Source organism: Corynebacterium sp. HMSC058E07, from assembly GCF_001809885.1.
GTDB classification, from domain to species: domain Bacteria; phylum Actinomycetota; class Actinomycetes; order Mycobacteriales; family Mycobacteriaceae; genus Corynebacterium; species Corynebacterium macclintockiae.
The window spans coordinates 12,841-29,952 of sequence record NZ_KV799236.1; the positions used below are offsets into that span (position 1 = coordinate 12,841).

Genomic DNA, 17,112 nt, shown 5'->3' on the forward strand with positions numbered 1-17,112 from the left:
ACGCCATTATCGCGCGCCGGGTTCAGCGCGCGAGCGGAGGGCTGGGGTTAGAGGCGGTGCTTGCCGCCCTCGTCCGGATCCTCGCCCGGCCCCTCGGCCAGCGGGAAGTCGGCCTCGGCAGCGTCGGCGGCCTCTGTTGCCTCCTCGACGTCGGCGGCACCCTGGGCGCTACCTGTCTGCGGGGCAGCCGGTGCGCCCGGAACAGCTACGCCAGCACCCGGGGCGCCAGGAGCGCTCGGAGCACCCGGAGCCTTGTTTTCAGCCTTAGCGTCGGCCTTCTGCTCGGCCTTCTCCTTCACCTCGGCGGCCTTTGCCTTTGCCTGATCGGCAGTGTCAGCGGCCTTCGCCTTGGCCTTCTCGGCAGCGCCGGTGGCCTTGTCGGCGAAGTCCTGTACCTTCGGGGTGTTCTTCGGCGCGGCCTGATCGCCGCGCAGGAACTTGAATGCAGCGGCACCAGCGGCTACGAGCACGGCCAGCAGCAGGAACTTGCCGAACAGGCCACCCTTCTTCTCGCTCTTCGCACGCTTCGCAGCGGCCTTGCGCTCGGCCTTCGCCAGAGCCTTGCTCTGCACCTTGTTGGTGGTGCGAGCAACCTTCTTGTCCAGCTTCGCTGCACGCTTCCGGGCATCCTTCTCTGCACCCTTGGCCTGCTTCTTCGCACGCTTGGCGGCCTTCTTCTTGGTGGCCTCCAGCTTCTTGCTCAGCTGCTTGCGGTTCTTCTCGGTGGTCTTCGCCAGCTCCTCACCGCGTGCGACGGCATCCTCGCGCAGCTTGGAGGTGGCCTCCAGGCCGCGTTCCTGCAGATCCTGAGCGTTATCCTTCAGCGCTGCGGACAGCTGCGCGATCTTCTTCTCGCGCTTGGCAGCCTGCTTGCCCGCCTTCTTCGTAGCCTTTTCCTGTGCGTTGTCGAAACGGTCGCGCAGCTTCTGAGTGCGCTTCTCGATCTTCTTGCGCAGCTTCTCGGCATCCACGCCGAGCTTGTCGTTCAGGTCAATGCTGTTCAAGTCTTTGCCCTTCTTCTTTAGTGACGCCACCAGCCCAGCAGCCTTGGCCTGTGCCTTCTCTGACTTATCTGCAGCCTTGTCAGCAGCTTTGTCGGCGGTGTTGTTGAAACCGGTGGAAGCCATGTCAGCCACATCCGCGACGGTGGCATCCGGCGAATTGTGCACGCGGTGGCGCTTACGAGCAGCGGCGGCCGCCCGAGCCTGCTCCAAAGCAGCCGCGGCGCCCTCTTCCTTGCGCATGAGCTCCGCTACAGCCTTGACGTGGGCGGGGGAACCGGCGATGATGCCCTCGCGCTCGCCCTCGGAAGCGAGGTTCTCGCGGAGCTGCTGCAGCGCGTCGAACTCCTGACGGCGCTTGAACTCCTTGCGGTTATTGAGCATCGTGCGGCCTTGCTTAGCGCCGCGCAGCGCCAACTTCAGCGTGGTGGGATTCATCGTGGGGAAGGCTCCTTGGGGATCTTCTGAGTGTTTTTGTGTATGTATTTAATTCGGACTGCTACCCATCCTAAAGAAAAATTCTCACCGGGGATGGGCAATACCTCATTATTAAGAACCCGGGTATCCGATGTGTTTTTCAGTTTCCAGTACAATGGAGCACCGTGACTAACAAGACTGCAACCGCAATTCTGCACACCAACCATGGCGACATTGCCATCGACCTGTTCGGCAATCACGCGCCGGAGACCGTGGCTAACTTCGTCGGCCTGGCTAAGGGCACCAAGGAGTACTTCAAGCCCAACGCCTCCGGCACCAACGAAGGCCCGTTCTATGACGGTGCGATCTTCCACCGCATCATCGATGGCTTCATGATCCAGGGCGGCGACCCGGAGGGTAGCGGCAAGGGTGGCCCGGGCTACCAGTTCGGCGACGAGTTCCACCCGGAACTCCAGTTCGATCGCCCGTTCCTGCTGGCCATGGCCAACGCTGGCCCCGGCACCAACGGCTCTCAGTTCTTCATCACCGTGACCGCCACCCCGCATCTAAACAACCGCCACACCATCTTCGGCGAGGTCACGGACAAGGAGTCCCAGAAGGTCGTCGCTAAGATCTCCCGCGTGGTTACCGACCGCATGGATCGCCCGAAGGACGATGTCGTCATCGAATCTGTAGAGATCCAGGAGTGATCACTCGGCGCCCTTACCGGCGCTATACCGTCACCAACGTCTTCCTCGTAGCGTGCTGCGTGGTTTACGGGGTGACGGTTTTTCAGTCTGGCAACATTGCCAGCCCACTCGACGGCCAATCGTCCTTCGCCTTCGGCGGCGAAAACCTGGGGCTGAAGATGATCTTCAGCGCCGCCAACGTCTCTTTCTACGGCGAATGGTGGCGCATCCTAACCGCCGCGCTGGTGCACCTAAGCCCGGTGCACCTGGGCTTCAATACCCTGCTGATCTTCCTGATCGGCAGGGAGGTCGAGCGCCACTACGGGGCGATCGTCATGCTCTGCCTCATCGTCGCCAGCGCCGCCGGTGGTGCCTTGGCTTGCATGTATTTCCAACCCGAGGTGCCAGTCGGAGGGGCCTCCACCGTCGGCTATGGTCTCCTCGCCATGCTCATCGCCCTCTCCCGAGTAGAGCACCGCGACCTGCGCGGACCCATCGCCCTGCTGCTGGTGAACCTCGGATACTCCATGCTGCTCTCCAACGTCTCCTTGTGGGGACACATTGGCGGGCTCGTGGGAGGCACCGTCATTGCGTTCGCTACCACGTCCACTGAGGCGGGCAGTAGCGGGGGCGAAGGGGCGTCCATAAGAAAAAAGACCATCGCAGCAACAGCCGCGACGGTCATTCTGGCCTTCACAATATGGACAGGCCTGGGGTGGCACTACTAGCTAGGCAGCTACTTCCAACCCATCGTCATCAGCAGACCCACGATAAGCAGAGCGAAGCCGATCAGGTAGTTCCACGCGTTCAGGTCGCGCATGAACGGGATCTGCGGACCAGCGATGTAGTTAACAACCAGCCACGCCAGACCCAGGATCATCAGCGCGAGCATCAGAACGATGTACCAGCGCGGAGTACCGGTGGAATTCAGCTTCACGGGCGTGCGACGATCCGTGGAAGAGGAACTAGAGAAGTTCTCCTCAGCGGAATTGACCTTGGACTTTGGCATTTTAAAAAACCTCGAAAGGGTTGACTGCGAAGCGGACGGTTGGCGGGCAACGAGCAGCACATCACAAGCACAGCCCGGGTGTGTGAGCGCCAGCCGAACGCCCATGGGCAAAAATTACGTACCCAACGATACTAGCAGCACATATCGCTAAAGCAGCATACTCAGCGCGCTAGACTCTTTGCTATGCGGATTCTGGTGATCGACAACTACGACAGCTTCGTCTACAACCTCGTGCAATACATCGGGCAGTTGGGGTTCAGCGGAGATGACTGCGTGGTGCTGCGTAATGACGCCCCAGAGCTGCAGGGCAATGGGCTGGCCACAACGCTGCAGGACTGCGACGCGATCCTGGTCTCCCCAGGACCGGGCGAACCCAGCGCAGCCGGGCGCACCCTGGACGTCCTGAAGATCGTGGTTGATCAGCAGATTCCCCTGTTGGGCGTGTGCCTGGGGCACCAGGCGATCGGCATGCACTTTGGGGCACAGGTCGTGCGGGCGGACGAGCTTTTCCACGGCAAGACCTCGCCCGTGACCCACGACGGGACGGGCGTGCTGGTCGGGGTGCCAAGCCCATTCCGCGTGACGCGCTACCACTCCCTGACCGTCGACCCGGCAAGCGTGCCGGAAGAACTGCTGGTTACGGCAACGTCGGATTCCGGGATGATTATGGCGATGCGCCACCGGAGCCTGCCGATCCATTCCGTGCAGTTCCACCCGGAGTCCGTGATGACTCAATACGGCCACCTGATGTTGGCCAACTGGCTGAACGAGGCCGGGCAGCGTGCTGGCTTGGGGGAGGTTGTGCCCGCCGAGCTGGTCGATCGCTTAGTGCAAGAGCAGCTGGAGGTCACAGGCGCGATCAGCGCCGAGGCGTCGATGCTTTAGTTTGCACCGAACCTAGGGCAGCAGGTTGAAGACGTAGACGGTCACCGTGATGTCTTCGTCGCGCTTGACAACCTCGCCCGCGCGGATGGACTGCTGCGCCACCTCGTCGACGCGGCCCAGATCCGGGGTGTTCTTGTTATCCCGGTGCAGCTGATCAGGGTTGCCACGCCAGCCGGCGGCCTGTAGCTCCCGGAAGACATCGCCGAACTTCTTGCCTTGCAGGGAAGGCATCTCGAACTGGTTGCCCAGGGAGACCTCCAGGGTGATCTCGCTACCCTTCGGCAGCTTCTCGCCCTCGCTCGATGCGGACAGCACCTTGCCCTTCGGCTCGGTCGAATCGACCTGCTCCACGACTACCTTGAAGCCGGAGGATTCAAGGTTCTCGCGTGCATCCTCCACCTGCTGGCCGGTGACCACAGGCACGCGCACGTCCTCGGGGCCAGTGGAGACGGTAATCGTCACCTTGGTGCCGACCGAAACCTGCGACCCCTGGGGCGGAGTCTGCGTGATGATCTTGCCCTTGGGCACGTCGTTGCTGGCTTCTTCCTTCACCTCATTGTTGAGGGCCAGCTTCGCTTGCTTCAGTAGCTTCGAGGCTTCTTCGGTGGTCTTGCCCGTCAGGTCGGGCACGTCGGTGATCTCGCGACCGCTGGAAACCAGCAGCTTAATCTCAGTGCCTCGCGCCACGGAGGCATTGGCAGCGGGATCAGTGCCGATAGCCTTGCCACGCGCGATCTTGTCGTGGGTTTGTTCCTCTACGCTGACCTTAAAGCCCGCTTCCTCCAGCTGCTTCTGCGCCTCAGCACGGTCCTTGTTCTGGACGTTAGGAATCTTCACTTGTTCAGCTTCGACGGGCTTGTCGCCGCCGTCGTCGGTGACGGCTTGGTACGCGAAGTAACCACCCGCCAGGACCGCGGCGATGCCCGCCACCCAGGCAATTGGCGCCCACCAGCGGCGTTTCGGCTTGTCCTCGTAGTAATCCTCGTCGTAGTACGCGCCGTCATCGTAGTCGTCGCCGTACTCGTCATCGCCGTATTCGTCGTCGTAATAATCGCCGTCGAGGTCTTCGTCGTAGTTGTAGGACGCCCCGTTGTCCGCCCCGGCAGCGCCAGCCGCACTTGTCACACCTGCCGCCCCGGCGGCACCGGCAGCACCCGGGAAGTTGGCATTCTGGCTGGCGGGGATAACGGAAGTCTGAGGATCGTCGTCCCAGTGGGAACCGGATCCCGCAGCTCCAGCCCCGGCGGCACCTGCCGCTACGCCGGCGGCGCCCGCAGCCAACGTTCCAGCACCGGAGCCTGCCTGGTGGGAACCCGCTGCTTCCGAATCGGCGTCATTGGTATAAGCCTGCGCAACCAGGGGCAGCTGGTCCTTCGAAAGGCGCTTAAGATCCGTCGCCATTTCCTGCGCATCGTCGTAACGATCGGACGGCGATTTAGCCATCGCGGTCAGGGTGATGGAATCCAGGCTCAGCGCCTCGCGCTTCGAAAGGTGCATGCCGGGCACCTGGGACGGGGGCTCCGGGTTCTCCTGCACGTGCTGGAAGGCAACGGACAGCGGCGATTCGCCGTGGAAGGGCGCCTGGCCGGTCGCCAGTTCGTAGAAGACACAGCCGGCGGCGTAGATATCAGAACGGGCGTCGGCGGACTGTCCGCGAGCCTGCTCTGGCGAGAGGTACTGGGCAGTGCCAATGACGGCGGCGGTCTGCGTCATCGCCGACGAGCTATCGCTCAGCGCGCGGGCGATACCGAAGTCCATGACCTTCACCGCGCCGGTATTCGTGATCATCACGTTCGCCGGCTTGATATCGCGGTGAATAATGCCCGCTTCGTGGGAAAAGTACAGGGCATCGCATACCTGCGACATCACCGCGGCGGCGTCGTTCAGGCTCATCTTGCCGGAATGCTGGACGATGTCGCGCAGCGTCTCTCCGTGTACGCGCTCCATCACGATGTACGGCACGGCGCCTTCCTCGTCGGGAGTTTGGCCAGTGTCGTACACAGCAACGATCGCCGGGTGGTTCAGCTTCGCTGCGTTCTGCGCCTCGCGGCGGAAGCGCTCCAGGAAGGTCTTGTCGCGCGCCAGGTCGGGGCGCATCATCTTCACAGCGACATCGCGACCCAGAAGCTCATCGGTAGCAGCGTAGACGTCGGACATACCGCCGGTGCCGATGGTGGCGCCAAGGCGGTATCGGCCGCCTAGGGTTGTGCCATTTCGGTCCACGCCGTTGCTCCTTTGTCTTTATTCTCTACGCTACTTGTTACTTGTTGGTGCTTGCCGATGGTTGTCTTTGCCCAGCTATCTAGGCCTCAAATTGGCTCTCTTGTCACTTTGATTAACAAATCCTAGTCGAACTTGTTGTAGGGACATAGTTGTATGGGCTGTGTTCCTGGTTCCTCGGCCTTAGTTTTCCTACAGAATCGGCTGGTTGTTGGTCTCTAGATTCGGTTCGCGGAGCTCCCCGGGCAGGTCGTTATCCGCCGACGTGGCGTTGTCGTTGGTGTTCGGGCGGTTAGGGTTATTTAGTCGGTTGGGGTTATTCGGCCCATTCTGCTCGTCCGGCGAATTAGGTGCGGCGGTGGGCTCGCCGCCGCCCCGGCCGTTGGGGAAGGTCGGGAATGTCGGGAAAGAGGGGCTGGACGACTCGGACGTCTCCGTACTTTCTTCAGAGGTCTCGGGTCGGCGGGTCTCCCGGCTATTAGTTGTGTTCGTCGGGCCAGGGTTAACTGTTGCTCGCGGCACCGTTCCACCCTGACCTGTCGTTCCTTCTTCTTCGGTCGGGCTCGTCGTGACCTCGTTGGTCACGGTCATAGTTTCCGGGTTGGGAGCTTCGTCGTCGCCGCCCTTGGTCAGCAGGTACGCTGCAACCAGCAGCGCGGCGATGCTGACCAGCGCTAACACCGCGATGATCAAGCCGTTCCTTTTTTGTGACGCCCCCTGGGTCCCCCTAGCCCCCTGCGCCAGCGCGGGGTTGCCGGTTCCCGTGGCGGGCGCGTGCGAGGACGGGTATGCCGCGTTGGAGTAACCCGAGCCAGGGTAGTTCGAGCTGGTGTGGTTCGATCTGGGGTAAGGCGAACCAGGGCGCCCGGTGCCTTCCGTGGAAGGCACGCGGGTTCCCGGACCGGTGGCTACGTTCCCCAACTGCTCGGTCAGCGGGTGCGGTTCCGTGCTTACTTCCGGAACATTGTGCGGCGGTGGCGGCTGCTTCCCTTCGGCGACCAGCACTGTGGCGGCCGCGAGCTCCGCGCCATCGGCGTAGCGGGTGCGTGGGTTCTTACGCAGGCACACCTTGATAAGTTCCCGCAGGTTCGGGCTGATGTTGTCCGGCAGGTCTGGAGGTGTTTCGGAGATGTGCTTGATGGCCACAGAGACAGTTGAATCGCCGGAAAATGGGCGGTACCCGGCCAACATCTCAAAACCAACCACGCCGAGGGAGTAGACGTCACTGGCTGGGCCGACCTGATCACCCTGGGCCTGTTCCGGGGAGACGTACTGGGCTGTGCCGACGACCATGCCGGTACGCGTCAGTGGCACTGCGGCGGCTGCCTTGGCGATGCCGAAGTCGGTGATTTTCACCATTCCGTCGGAGGTAATCAGCAGGTTCCCTGGCTTGATGTCGCGGTGCACCAGACCGGCGGCGTGGATGGCCTGCAGCCCCGCAGCGGTCTGAGCCAACACGTCCAACGCCAGGTTCTGTGGCAGCGCGGATTCGCGCGACAACACATCGGCCAGGGATTCCCCGCGGATGTATTCCATGATGATGTAGCAGAACACCGTCCCGTTATCGGGGTCCTCGACCTCGCCGGAATCGTAGGTGATCACCACGTTGGGGCTGGATAGATCCTGCGCTGCCTCGGCCTCGTTGCGGAAGCGCGCGCGGAACTCTTCATTTTCCGTGTATTCCGGGCGCAGAATCTTGACCGCTACGTCGCGCTCTTCTTCGCCATCTCGGGCCAGCCACACGGTGGACATGCCACCGCGGCCAATGACCCACTGCAGCTCGTAGCGCGCACCCAGCAGCCGCTGTGTGCGCTCGATTTCCGTGCGGTCGGGTTGTTGGGAATCGCTCATGGCTACTGCTGCTCCTTCTCAGCTGCATGGATGACGGCACGTCCGATGGGACCAGCCACCGAGCCACCGGTTGCGGCCTGACCACGGTCGCCACCATTCTCCACGAGAACCGCTACCGCCACGTCGGCGCTGGTGGAAAACGCGATGTACCAGGCATGCGGCTGCGAGTTGCGGGAATCCTCACCGTGCTCGGCGGTACCCGTCTTCGAGGCGATGGAGGCATCCCCACCGGCCCACTTCTCGGCGTCCACCATCAGTTCCTTCAGCGTGTCGGCCGTCTTCTCCGGGATCGCCCTGCCCGCCTTCTGCGGCTTGGTGGTGCGCAGGGTGGACAGGTCACGGCCGGTGATCTTGCTGACCAGGTAGGGCTTCATGCGAACACCGCCGTTGGCGATGGTGGCGGCGATGACCGCATTCTGCAGCGGGGTCAGCGCCACGTCGCGCTGGCCGATGGAAGACTGGCCCAGCGCTGCATCGTCGGGGATGTCGCCCACGCGGGAGGGCTCCACGGGCAGGCCCAGGTAGTCGTCCTTCTCGCCCACGCCGAAAGCGTGGGCGACATTTTTGAACTTATCCGTGCCGTGGCGGTTGGCCATCTCCACAAATGCGGTGTTACAGGAGCGCTTGAAGGCCTCGCGCAGGGTCGTGGTGCCGCCTCCGCCGCAGGCCGCACCGCCGTAGTTCTCCAGGGTGGTATTCGTACCCGGCAGAGTGATCTGGGACGCGGCGGTCACAGAGGTATTCGGGTTATCGCCGTCATTCAGAGCAGCGGCGGTGGTGATCACCTTGAACGTCGAGCCCGGAGGCTGGATCTGCTGCGTTGAGCGGTTCAGCAGGGGAGAGGACTCGTCCTGCGCGTAGTTGTCGAAGTTAGCCTTCGCCTCCTCCGCCGGAGGCCCGACAATCCTGCCCGGGTCGGCAGAGGGGGTGCTGGCCATCGCCAACACCTCGCCCGTCGAGGGGCGCAGCGCCACTACGGAACCTGAGTAGCCCTTGTTGGCCAGCTGATCGTAGGCAACCTCCTGAACCTTCGGGTTCAGGGTCAGCTCAACGTTCGCCCCGCCGACTTCCTTACCCGTCAGCATGTCCCATGTGCGGGTGGCGAATAGGGAATCGTCTTCACCGGTGAGGATGGAGTTCTGCGAGGACTCGATGCCCGACGCACCGTACTGATCCGACAGGTAGCCGATGACGGAGCCGTACTTGGCGGACATGTAGGGATATTCACGGTCGTAGAAGTCCTCGGAATCCTTCACCGACTGCGCCAGCACCTGGCCGCCGGCGGTGATCCTGCCGCGTTCCTGCGACTTGGCCTCTAGGAATTGACGCGAATTCAGCGGGTTATGCGCCAGCGACTTCTGTTGGAAGGCCTGGATGTACGTCAGGTTTGCGATCAGAGCCATGACCAAGATGAAGCTAAAGATGGCTACCGCGCGGATGGAGCGATTCATGCTTCCTCTCCTTCCTTGATGGCCTGGGGCGTGCGGGCGTCATGAGAAATACGCAGAATAATTGCCAACAGTATGTAGTTCGCCAACAGCGACGAACCACCGTGGGAGAGGAATGGCGTGGTCAGGCCCGTCATGGGAAGCAGGCGCGAAATACCGCCCGTGACCACGAAAACCTGGATGGCGATTGTCAGCGCCAAGCCCGCGGCGACCAGCTTGCCGTAGGAATCGCTGGCCCGCATAGCGGTGTTGAATCCGCGGGAGACGAACACTGCATAGAAAAGCAGCACGGCGGCCAGGCCGATCAGTCCTAGTTCCTCGCCGATAGCAGCCAGGATGAAGTCGGAGTGCGCGACGGGGATGTTGTTCGGGTAGCCCCCACCCAGGCCGCGACCGGTCACGCCGCCGAAGGACATGCCAAACAGGGCTTGGGAAAGCTGGAAGCCGTTGCCGTCGTAGTTCGCCAGAGGGTCGACGAAGTTCGACACGCGATCCTGAATCTTCGCCGAGATCTGGTACACGCCGAATGCGCCGACGAAGGCCAGGCCCAGGCCCAGCACCAGCCACGAGGCGCGGTTGGTGGCAATGTACAGCATGCCCAGCACGGTGCCGAACAACAGCAGTGCGGGACCGAAGTCGTTCTGTGCGGCCATGATCATCAGGGCGATGCCCCACACCAAGAACAGCGGACCCAGGTCGCGCAGGCGAGGGAACTGCAGCCCCAGGAAGGACTTGCCGGCAACGGTGAACAGGCGGCGCTTATTCACCAGTAGCGCGGCGAAGAACAGCAGCAGCATGATCTTGGCGAACTCGCCGGGCTGGATGGAGAACGGGCCGATGCTGATCCACACGTTTGCATCCGCGTTCAGGGAGGTCGGCCACACGATCGGCAGGGCAGTCAGAATCAGACCCGCCAGACCCAGCAGGTAGGAGTAGTTCTGGAGCGAACGGTGATCCCTTAAAAAGCCGATCACCAGACAGAAAAGGATCGCGCCCAGGGCGGTCCACATGATCTGCGATTTCGCTAGCTCGCGCCCCGACCCCAGGTCCAGACGGTAGATCATCACCAAGCCCACGCCATTTAGCAGCGCGGCGATAGGCAGCATGATCTGGTCGGCCTCCGGGGCGGTCCAGCACACCACCAGGTGCGCGACCAAGAACGTCGCAAAGAAACCTCCGACCAGGTAAAAAACTTCGGAGGTGATTTCCTTACCCTGGGAGATCTCCAGCGCCACGATGGCCAGCAGCAGGATAATCGCAGCCAGCAGCAGTAGACCGGCCTCAGTACGTCGGCTAAAAAGCTTCATAGGCTACTTCACCTCGCGGCAGGACACTCCGGGGGTCGTGAGGTCCGCCGGATCGCCGCCGCTGCGGCGCTCCGAATCGTTGCGGTCGTCCTTCTTACTTTCCTTATCGGAAGGCACCCGCGTCACACACACCGGCAGAGTTTGCTCCGCCAGCCGATTCACCTGGCTTTCAACCTTCTCGTAGGAATCCTCCGGCAGATCCTCCAGCGCGCCCCGCGCTGCCGGGGTGAGGTCGGAGGTCGTAAACAGGTGGCAGTCATCGCCCGCGCCCGGATCCACTAGCTTTGCCGTGCCGTCGTCTTCCAGGCAGATGTCCTGTTTAACGGAGTTCAGCTTTATACCCAGCACAGAGGCATCGGTGCCGTTCATAACCTTGATCTGCGAGTTTTCCTCCGCCACGTAGTACGTGTCTTTGATCCGTTGGTACGTGATGTAGCCCGCCGCGGCTGCGCCCAGCACTACGACTAGGACGATCGCGAGGGTAACCCACAGGCCGCGCCGGGACTTCTTGGGTTTATCGGTCTTGCCGGACTTGCCGGCGCCCTTTCCGTCATCGCGACCTTCGGTGCGGGCCGCCGTGCGGGTTACGCCGGGTGTCGCTGGTTCGGCTTCGTCTTCTTCGTCCTTTTTTGGTGACGCCGTCGTCGTCGATAGTCCCTGAATTGCCGCTGCGCGGGCCGCCGAAGAATCCGGGCGTGGCATATCCGTTGCCTCCCCCGCAATAGCGCCCGCCAACACCGGGCGGGGTGGGAGGGTTAGCTCCGGATCTGTGGGGGTGTTGGAGTCGGCGTCGAACCCAACAACATCAGCGACAACGACCGTGACGTTATCGGGGCCGCCACCGCGCAGCGCCATTTCGACGAGCTTGCGGGCGGCCTTTTCCGGTGTGCCGTGGGAGAGGATTTCGCGGATCGTGTCGGGGCTCACCGGGTCCGAAAGTCCGTCGGAGCAAAGCATGAATCGATCGCCGACCTGCGTCTTTTCGCGCCACAGGGTGGGCTCGACGGGGCGGCCGGTCAGGGCTTTGAGGATCAGGGAGCGCTGCGGGTGGCTGCTGACGTCCTCGGGAGCGAGCTTTCCTTCATCGACGAGGGACTGGACGAACGTGTCGTCCTTGGTGATCTGGCGCAGATTGCCGTCGCGCAACACGTAGCCGCGGGAATCGCCGATGTGGCAAATGGCCACTTCGTCCTCGCGGAAGAGCATGGAGGTCAGGGTGCAGCCCATGCCATCGAGGTTCGGGTGTTCGTCGACGTGTGCGGCGATGTCCTGGTTACCTTCATCGGTGGCCGTGGCCAGCAGGTTTTCCAGTTGATCGCGGTTGTCGGGTTCGTCGATCAGCGGGGAATCCAGGGGGCTGAGCGCATTGATGAGGAACTGAGAGGCAACCTCGCCGGCCGCGTGGCCACCCATTCCGTCGGCCAGGGCCAGCAGGTGTGGGCCGGCGTAGGCGGAGTCCTCGTTATTGCCGCGGACCAGGCCACGGTCGGAGCACGCCGCGAAGTTCAGTGTGGAGCCGGTGTCGGCGGGGCCGCCGGCGTTGCCTTTCGTGCCGTCGGTCATGCGTCCATCCTCACGTGGGTCTGGCCGATGCGGATTTCCATACCGGCGGAAAGCTTAACGGGCTGGTCCAGGCGCTCGTTGCCTACCCACGTGCCGTTGCGGGAATCGAGGTCTTCCACGTACCAATCGGATCCGCGGTGGATCAGGCGGGCATGGGAACCGGAGGCGAAATCGTCCTCCAAGACCAAAGTGCAAGACTGCGAACGGCCGATGGAGATTTCCTCGTAGCCCTTGAGGTTTAGCGTGGTGCCGGTCAATGGACCAGAAGTCAGTTCCAGGGAACGGGGGGCCTTGTGCCTGCGGAAAGCGGAACCGGAGGACGAGGGTTCGTTCATGGGCGGCCCATAACCCGCAGCGACCGGTGCCATTCCGGCCGGGGCGAGCCCGGAAGTTCGGTCTGCATCCTTCTTGAGGGAGCGAACTGTCATCCAGATGAAGAACCACAGCAAAAGCAGCAGGCCAATCTTGACCAGCAAAAGCAGCGTGGTCTGCACGGTTTTCAACTCCTCAAACAAGGTCGGCTAGCGCTTCGACTAGCAGGGCTGCACATGGCCAGTGGGCCACATGTGTATGTGAATAGCCTAGTTTAGATGACCCCGGAGGAGTAGACGAGAAAAGAAAAAGGATTCGATTCGGGGGCGTTAGTGGAACTCAACCCCAATTTCGGAGTGCCCCATCGAAATCACATCGCCGTTGGCCAGCAGCCAATTTTCGATCGGAGTGCCATTGACGGACGTGCCGTTGGTGGACTGTAGATCCGTCAGGATGGCATCGAAGCCATCCCAGGTAATGTCCGCGTGCTGGCGGGAGACACCGGTATCGGGAATGCGCAGATCCACCCCGTTGCCACGGCCAATGATGTTGCTGCCCTTGCGCAGTTCATAGGTGCGATCCGAACCGTCGTGCAGGGTGAGGGTGACCTTTAGCTCGCCTTCGCCCTCGCCCGCGCCTTCGCCGCCGCGGATGGGGGAAGGTGTGGTCTGCGCGATGACTTCGGTGCCCGGGTAGCTGGCTGGGTGCTCAAAATTGTCGGCGACCTGCTCTTGTGGCTGGGCTGGTGACTGCTCTTGTGGCTGGGCTGGTTGGTTGGGCTGCTGAGGCTGGTTCTCCGACTGCTTACGGGCGAAATCCGGGGAGGCGTGGTGCACGGCTGCGGCCCCGCCGAGTCCCGCGGCGCCGGCTGCGCCAGTTGCGCCTGTCGCTCCGGCTGCACCGGAAAACTCATTACCGGCGCTGCCTTCCTGGTTCGGTGCTTCCGCTGGCGAGACCAAATCTCCCAGAGACCTGCCCGCGCCCGAATCGTCAGTTCTGTTGATCGGGTTGCTGTTGTGACTGTGGGCGTCATAATCCTGCGACACCAAAGAGCGCTCGCCGGACTGCGACGACGGCCACGCCGGGTGATCAGCGTCGTCGGCAGCGCGAGGCACATCGAAACGCGCGTCGGCGCGCATCTGGCCGGAGTGCAGGCCCTCGTGGGCAGAAAGATTCACCTTGACCGGCTCGTTAGTTCGCCAGCCCTGATTACGGATGAAACGGCTGAGGCGATCGCCCATCTCCTCGGCCAGGCGCGGGCGGGACTCGGTGAGGCTGGCGTAATCGCGGGTGCTGACCAAAACCTGGAAGTAGCTGGGCGCCAGGCGCTGACCCTGGGCATCTGTCATGACGGATTCCTCTGCATACTGCTTAAGAACCTCGTCGATCTCGGTCGGGACAACCTCGCCGCCGAAGACACGTGCGAAGCCGTTATCCAACCCGCGCTGCAGCGAGTTGTCGAGCTTCTTGATACGTCCAAACAGACTCATTGTCCGTAGTCCTCCTGTGTCATCCTGTGTTTTTCTAATGCAGTCGCATGCCTGTAGCGCCGTAGGCGAAACAGCTGGTCAGCAGTTTGCCCAGGCGCCGGGTGGCAGGTTGTGCTGTGCAAGTCGCGCCCCGTCGCTGCGAGTACGTCCACGAGGCAGACATGCGCGAAAAATCAGTCACTGTGCGAGTGTGTAGTTGGCCATTATAGGGGCAATGCCGGGTATCGTGCACTTTCTAGCAGGTCAGAGACGATTTTTGGAAGCGCGCATGCATCGTGCTAGAGTTTCATTTCGTTGCCAGCGAGCATCGCTTCCAGTTCGGAATGTTGAGCTTTAGCAGGCAAGACAGTGTAAACACTGTGGTGAAGACCATGTGTCCTACATAGTCACTCGGGCGAGTGGCGGAATGGCAGACGCGCTGGCTTCAGGTGCCAGTGTCCTTCGGGACGTGGGGGTTCAAGTCCCCCTTCGCCCACAGCAAGCAGTTGAACAAACTGCGAGACCGGGAGTAACAAACTCGAATGGGTTCGTGACTTCCGGTTTCTTTCTTTTTCTAAACTTTACTGGTCGAGGATTGTAAGTGCAGGGAACAGTTTTCGGGGAGCTATGATGTGGTGGTTTGTGAGGTGTGTTCAACGGTTACGTAGGGACGCGGACGCACTTTTTATCCTTTAACCCTCAACAGGGGTCTTCGGCCACAGGTGGCGTAGTCCCTCAAGTCCTCCGGAATCCTCATCACAGGTCGCCAGTTTTGGTAGGGCTAGTTCGTCCAGCAAGCGCATGCAGGATCAGGAGGATTCTTTCGTATACCAGAACCAGTTGGTGACACGGCAGGAGTCAGTGGCCACGACAAGGACCTTGGCGTTGAAGTAGGTGCCGTCGAAGAAGATTCGCTGCTTTTCAACGCTTAGGGGAGGTCAGATAAGCCAGAACGTTTTGAAGCGGCGTTGCAAAGTTCGCAGTGAAACTCCACAGTTTTTAGCTGGCTCTGCTAGGCTGTGGCCTCACATGAGCCTAAAGATGAAAAGGCGGAGCCGTTTGGACTGTACTGCGTCGTCGTTGACGCGGGTGAGGGTGGCCTTGCAAGTGCGGCATCGCCATCATTGGCGACCAGCACTTGTCATTTCGTGTTTGGTGCACACCTCGCTACAGATGGGGGATCGAGGAGGATCCTTAACTCATCCTCTCATCGTGAACCAAGGTAGCTAGCACGCCAGAATGGCCAACCATCTAACCTCGCCAACACATCCTGTCGTTTAGACTGGGCTTTCTTTGCTCCAAGATCGTAGCAATTCGAGCAGTTCATCCTGTTGTGTACTGGACAGGTGGTTGAGGGCTTTTCGCTCAGCTGTGGCATGGGCTTCAACGATGGACATTATTCGGTCGTGTCCTTCTGGCGTTAGTGTCAGAGTTTTTCCTCGCTTATCGCTAAGATTTATTTCTTCATCAATGAGTCCTTGCTTTTTGAGCTTGTTAAGTCTTCCGGTAATACCGGCCTTTGACAGAAGTAGGGCGTGTGCAAGTTGTCCCGGGGTGATGTTTTCCTGGCGGAGGATCGTTGCTAGAACATCGAAGTCGCCCGGAGCTAATTCAGCTTGTTCATGGATGGTCGTCACTTCGTTTTTGATTGCTCTTAACAGATGGGTGAGGCGAAGGGTTGTTTCCATTGCATCCACATCGACGTGGGGATTTATCCTCGTCCATTTGTTCATGGCTGTGGAGATGGGGTCCATTTTGTTCCTTTCGGGTTGCTGAAACTTAGTGTAGCGCTTGACAAAAGAAGTTCGGTAGCGAACTATATAGTTCGTCAGCGAACAACCAATGGAGATTTAAGATGTTAATTTCTGAACCCGAAATAGTGGCAGATGCTTCCTCCTCTCGCCTTCCGAAGGCAAGATTGCTGGTGGATGCCTCGGATGCAAAAGGGCATGTGAGTGTACAAAATATTCAACTTTTTGATGGGGGTGAGGGAGCCGTTCCACATCTTCATAAGATTTCGTGTGAGTTCTTCTACGTCACTAAAGGGGAACTGGAGTTTTGGGAGGATGGCCACATTTACCAGCTAGGTGCGGGTGATTGCGCATTGGTTCTTCCGGGTGTTCCTCATGCTTTTGGAGCCGCTAAGGGTAGCGATGCGGATGTACTGGTAACTATCGCACCCGGTGTGGAGAGGTTTGAGTATTTCCGTATCTTGGGAGGGATAATGAGTGGCAAGGCGCCTGAAGATGAGCTTGCCCGTCGAGAAGATGAATTCGATACGTATTTTGTGGAAGCACAAGATTGGAAAGCGCATAGAGGAGGATAGGGAGCCAGAATCTACGTTGATTGCACTCCGGATGTAGGGAGACCGGACTGCGAGCATTTTAGGAAGATTGATTATTGCCAATCATGTCGAATCGGAAATCGAAAGCAGATATACCAGTCCTACAATTGACAGGGTTAGCGTTTGCCGCTTTCTTGGCCATAATGACCGAGACCATTCCTACGGGGGTTTTGGTTGATATGGGTGAGTCCTTTGGAACGACAACGGGAAAAGTAGGACAGTTTCTAACCGCTTATGCAGCTGGATCTGTGGTGGCTGCAATACCGGTGATGACAGCAACTCGAAAAATGCCGCGTAAGCGTCTTTTGGTTATAGCTATCATGGGGCTTGGCGTTTTCAACGCTCTCACTGCTATTACTTCGTATTTGTGGTTAGCCTTTCTTGCTAGGTTTCTTGCCGGTATGGCTGGAGGCGTCGTTTGGGGCCTTGTGGCAAATTACGCTCGGAGTATAGTCAGTTCGGAAAACCAAGGTCGCGCACTTGCCATTATCGGTTTTGGGCAGCCTTTCGCCTTAGCTTTTGGAGTCCCGCTTGGTGCATTAGGGGGTCAACACTTTGGTTGGAGATTGAAGTGCCCCGGGTTTTGTTCCTAGGCAT

Annotated in this window: 15 protein-coding genes and 1 tRNA gene; 6 read left to right on the forward strand and 10 right to left on the reverse strand. The window is 60.5% G+C overall.

What is annotated here, in order from left to right; genetic code table 11:
* Nucleotides 1-47 precede the first annotated feature (47 nt).
* On the reverse strand, nucleotides 48-1,439 hold the full coding sequence (locus HMPREF2678_RS00660; RefSeq protein ID WP_070550515.1) for a hypothetical protein: 1,392 nt from the start codon (nucleotides 1,437-1,439) through the stop codon (nucleotides 48-50).
* Between the two features lie 164 nt (nucleotides 1,440-1,603).
* Between HMPREF2678_RS00660 and HMPREF2678_RS00665 the strand changes: the two genes are divergently transcribed.
* Both HMPREF2678_RS00665 and HMPREF2678_RS00670 read left to right on the forward strand, forming a co-directional pair.
* Complete coding sequence (locus tag HMPREF2678_RS00665; protein WP_034966561.1) at nucleotides 1,604-2,128, forward strand: peptidylprolyl isomerase; 525 nt, start codon at nucleotides 1,604-1,606, stop codon at nucleotides 2,126-2,128.
* Nucleotides 2,125-2,835, forward strand: coding sequence for a rhomboid family intramembrane serine protease (locus tag HMPREF2678_RS00670; protein ID WP_141746991.1), 711 nt, complete (start codon nucleotides 2,125-2,127; stop codon nucleotides 2,833-2,835). Before HMPREF2678_RS00665 ends, HMPREF2678_RS00670 begins: the two co-directional genes overlap by 4 nt.
* An 8-nt stretch (nucleotides 2,836-2,843) precedes the next feature.
* Here HMPREF2678_RS00670 and crgA read toward each other — a convergent pair whose 3' ends face one another.
* Nucleotides 2,844-3,116, reverse strand: coding sequence for a cell division protein CrgA (crgA, locus tag HMPREF2678_RS00675; protein WP_034973599.1), 273 nt, complete (start codon nucleotides 3,114-3,116; stop codon nucleotides 2,844-2,846).
* A 183-nt stretch (nucleotides 3,117-3,299) separates the two neighbouring features.
* Here crgA and HMPREF2678_RS00680 point away from each other — a divergent pair, with 183 nt between their 5' ends.
* On the forward strand, nucleotides 3,300-4,001 hold the full coding sequence (locus HMPREF2678_RS00680) for an anthranilate synthase component II (protein ID WP_034992288.1): 702 nt from the start codon (nucleotides 3,300-3,302) through the stop codon (nucleotides 3,999-4,001).
* Nucleotides 4,002-4,013: 12 nt separating this feature from the next.
* Here HMPREF2678_RS00680 and pknB read toward each other — a convergent pair whose 3' ends face one another.
* From pknB to HMPREF2678_RS00715, 7 genes are all read right to left on the reverse strand, one after another.
* A complete protein-coding gene (pknB, locus tag HMPREF2678_RS00685; RefSeq protein ID WP_034992291.1) occupies nucleotides 4,014-6,224 on the reverse strand; it encodes a Stk1 family PASTA domain-containing Ser/Thr kinase in 2,211 nt (736 codons plus the stop codon).
* A 189-nt stretch (nucleotides 6,225-6,413) separates the two neighbouring features.
* Nucleotides 6,414-8,072 (reverse strand): serine/threonine-protein kinase, encoded by a 1,659-nt coding sequence (locus HMPREF2678_RS00690; protein WP_070550516.1) that lies wholly within the window; start codon nucleotides 8,070-8,072, stop codon nucleotides 6,414-6,416.
* Nucleotides 8,073-8,074: 2 nt separating this feature from the next.
* Nucleotides 8,075-9,523 carry a peptidoglycan D,D-transpeptidase FtsI family protein gene (locus HMPREF2678_RS00695; protein ID WP_070550517.1) on the reverse strand — a complete coding sequence of 483 codons (1,449 nt, stop codon included), beginning with the start codon at nucleotides 9,521-9,523 and terminating at the stop codon, nucleotides 8,075-8,077.
* Nucleotides 9,520-10,827 carry an FtsW/RodA/SpoVE family cell cycle protein gene (locus HMPREF2678_RS00700; RefSeq protein WP_070550518.1) on the reverse strand — a complete coding sequence of 436 codons (1,308 nt, stop codon included), beginning with the start codon at nucleotides 10,825-10,827 and terminating at the stop codon, nucleotides 9,520-9,522. Before HMPREF2678_RS00700 ends, HMPREF2678_RS00695 begins: the two co-directional genes overlap by 4 nt.
* Before the next feature lie 3 nt (nucleotides 10,828-10,830).
* Complete coding sequence (locus tag HMPREF2678_RS00705; RefSeq protein ID WP_070550519.1) at nucleotides 10,831-12,390, reverse strand: PP2C family protein-serine/threonine phosphatase; 1,560 nt, start codon at nucleotides 12,388-12,390, stop codon at nucleotides 10,831-10,833.
* A complete protein-coding gene (locus tag HMPREF2678_RS00710) occupies nucleotides 12,387-12,884 on the reverse strand; it encodes an FHA domain-containing protein FhaB/FipA (protein ID WP_070550522.1) in 498 nt (165 codons plus the stop codon). The genes HMPREF2678_RS00705 and HMPREF2678_RS00710 overlap by 4 nt, the downstream gene beginning before the upstream one ends.
* Before the next feature lie 147 nt (nucleotides 12,885-13,031).
* Nucleotides 13,032-14,192, reverse strand: coding sequence for a DUF3662 and FHA domain-containing protein (locus HMPREF2678_RS00715; protein WP_070550520.1), 1,161 nt, complete (start codon nucleotides 14,190-14,192; stop codon nucleotides 13,032-13,034).
* A 392-nt stretch (nucleotides 14,193-14,584) separates the two neighbouring features.
* Here HMPREF2678_RS00715 and HMPREF2678_RS00720 point away from each other — a divergent pair.
* Nucleotides 14,585-14,667, forward strand: a tRNA-Leu gene (locus tag HMPREF2678_RS00720).
* Between the two features lie 781 nt (nucleotides 14,668-15,448).
* Here the strand turns inward: HMPREF2678_RS00720 and HMPREF2678_RS00725 are convergent.
* Nucleotides 15,449-15,925 carry a MarR family winged helix-turn-helix transcriptional regulator gene (locus tag HMPREF2678_RS00725; protein ID WP_034980842.1) on the reverse strand — a complete coding sequence of 159 codons (477 nt, stop codon included), beginning with the start codon at nucleotides 15,923-15,925 and terminating at the stop codon, nucleotides 15,449-15,451.
* Between the two features lie 101 nt (nucleotides 15,926-16,026).
* On the opposite strand from HMPREF2678_RS00725, the gene HMPREF2678_RS09925 reads away from it, so the two are divergent.
* Together HMPREF2678_RS09925 and HMPREF2678_RS09930 are read left to right on the forward strand one after the other, a co-directional pair.
* The gene (locus HMPREF2678_RS09925; protein ID WP_080716062.1) at nucleotides 16,027-16,497 is read left to right on the forward strand and encodes a cupin domain-containing protein; all 471 of its coding nucleotides are present in this window, start codon (nucleotides 16,027-16,029) and stop codon (nucleotides 16,495-16,497) included.
* 83 nt (nucleotides 16,498-16,580) lie between these two features.
* Complete coding sequence (locus HMPREF2678_RS09930) at nucleotides 16,581-17,108, forward strand: MFS transporter (RefSeq protein WP_083303381.1); 528 nt, start codon at nucleotides 16,581-16,583, stop codon at nucleotides 17,106-17,108.
* Nucleotides 17,109-17,112 lie beyond the last annotated feature (4 nt).

Excerpts from the sequence above, each read along its gene's own strand:
- HMPREF2678_RS00715 (WP_070550520.1), bottom strand. The coding sequence starts at position 14,192 with ATGAGTCTGTTTGGACGTATCAAGAAGCTCGACAACTCGCTGCAGCGC.
- HMPREF2678_RS09930 (WP_083303381.1), top strand. The coding sequence starts at position 16,581 with ATGTCGAATCGGAAATCGAAAGCAGATATACCAGTCCTACAATTGACA.
- HMPREF2678_RS00680 (WP_034992288.1), top strand. The coding sequence starts at position 3,300 with ATGCGGATTCTGGTGATCGACAACTACGACAGCTTCGTCTACAACCTC.
- HMPREF2678_RS00690 (WP_070550516.1), bottom strand. The coding sequence starts at position 8,072 with ATGAGCGATTCCCAACAACCCGACCGCACGGAAATCGAGCGCACACAG.
- HMPREF2678_RS00705 (WP_070550519.1), bottom strand. The coding sequence starts at position 12,390 with ATGACCGACGGCACGAAAGGCAACGCCGGCGGCCCCGCCGACACCGGC.
- HMPREF2678_RS00695 (WP_070550517.1), bottom strand. The coding sequence starts at position 9,523 with ATGAATCGCTCCATCCGCGCGGTAGCCATCTTTAGCTTCATCTTGGTC.
- HMPREF2678_RS09925 (WP_080716062.1), top strand. The coding sequence starts at position 16,027 with ATGTTAATTTCTGAACCCGAAATAGTGGCAGATGCTTCCTCCTCTCGC.
- HMPREF2678_RS00700 (WP_070550518.1), bottom strand. The coding sequence starts at position 10,827 with ATGAAGCTTTTTAGCCGACGTACTGAGGCCGGTCTACTGCTGCTGGCT.
- HMPREF2678_RS00660 (WP_070550515.1), bottom strand. The coding sequence starts at position 1,439 with ATGAATCCCACCACGCTGAAGTTGGCGCTGCGCGGCGCTAAGCAAGGC.
- HMPREF2678_RS00725 (WP_034980842.1), bottom strand. The coding sequence starts at position 15,925 with ATGGACCCCATCTCCACAGCCATGAACAAATGGACGAGGATAAATCCC.
- crgA (WP_034973599.1), bottom strand. The coding sequence starts at position 3,116 with ATGCCAAAGTCCAAGGTCAATTCCGCTGAGGAGAACTTCTCTAGTTCC.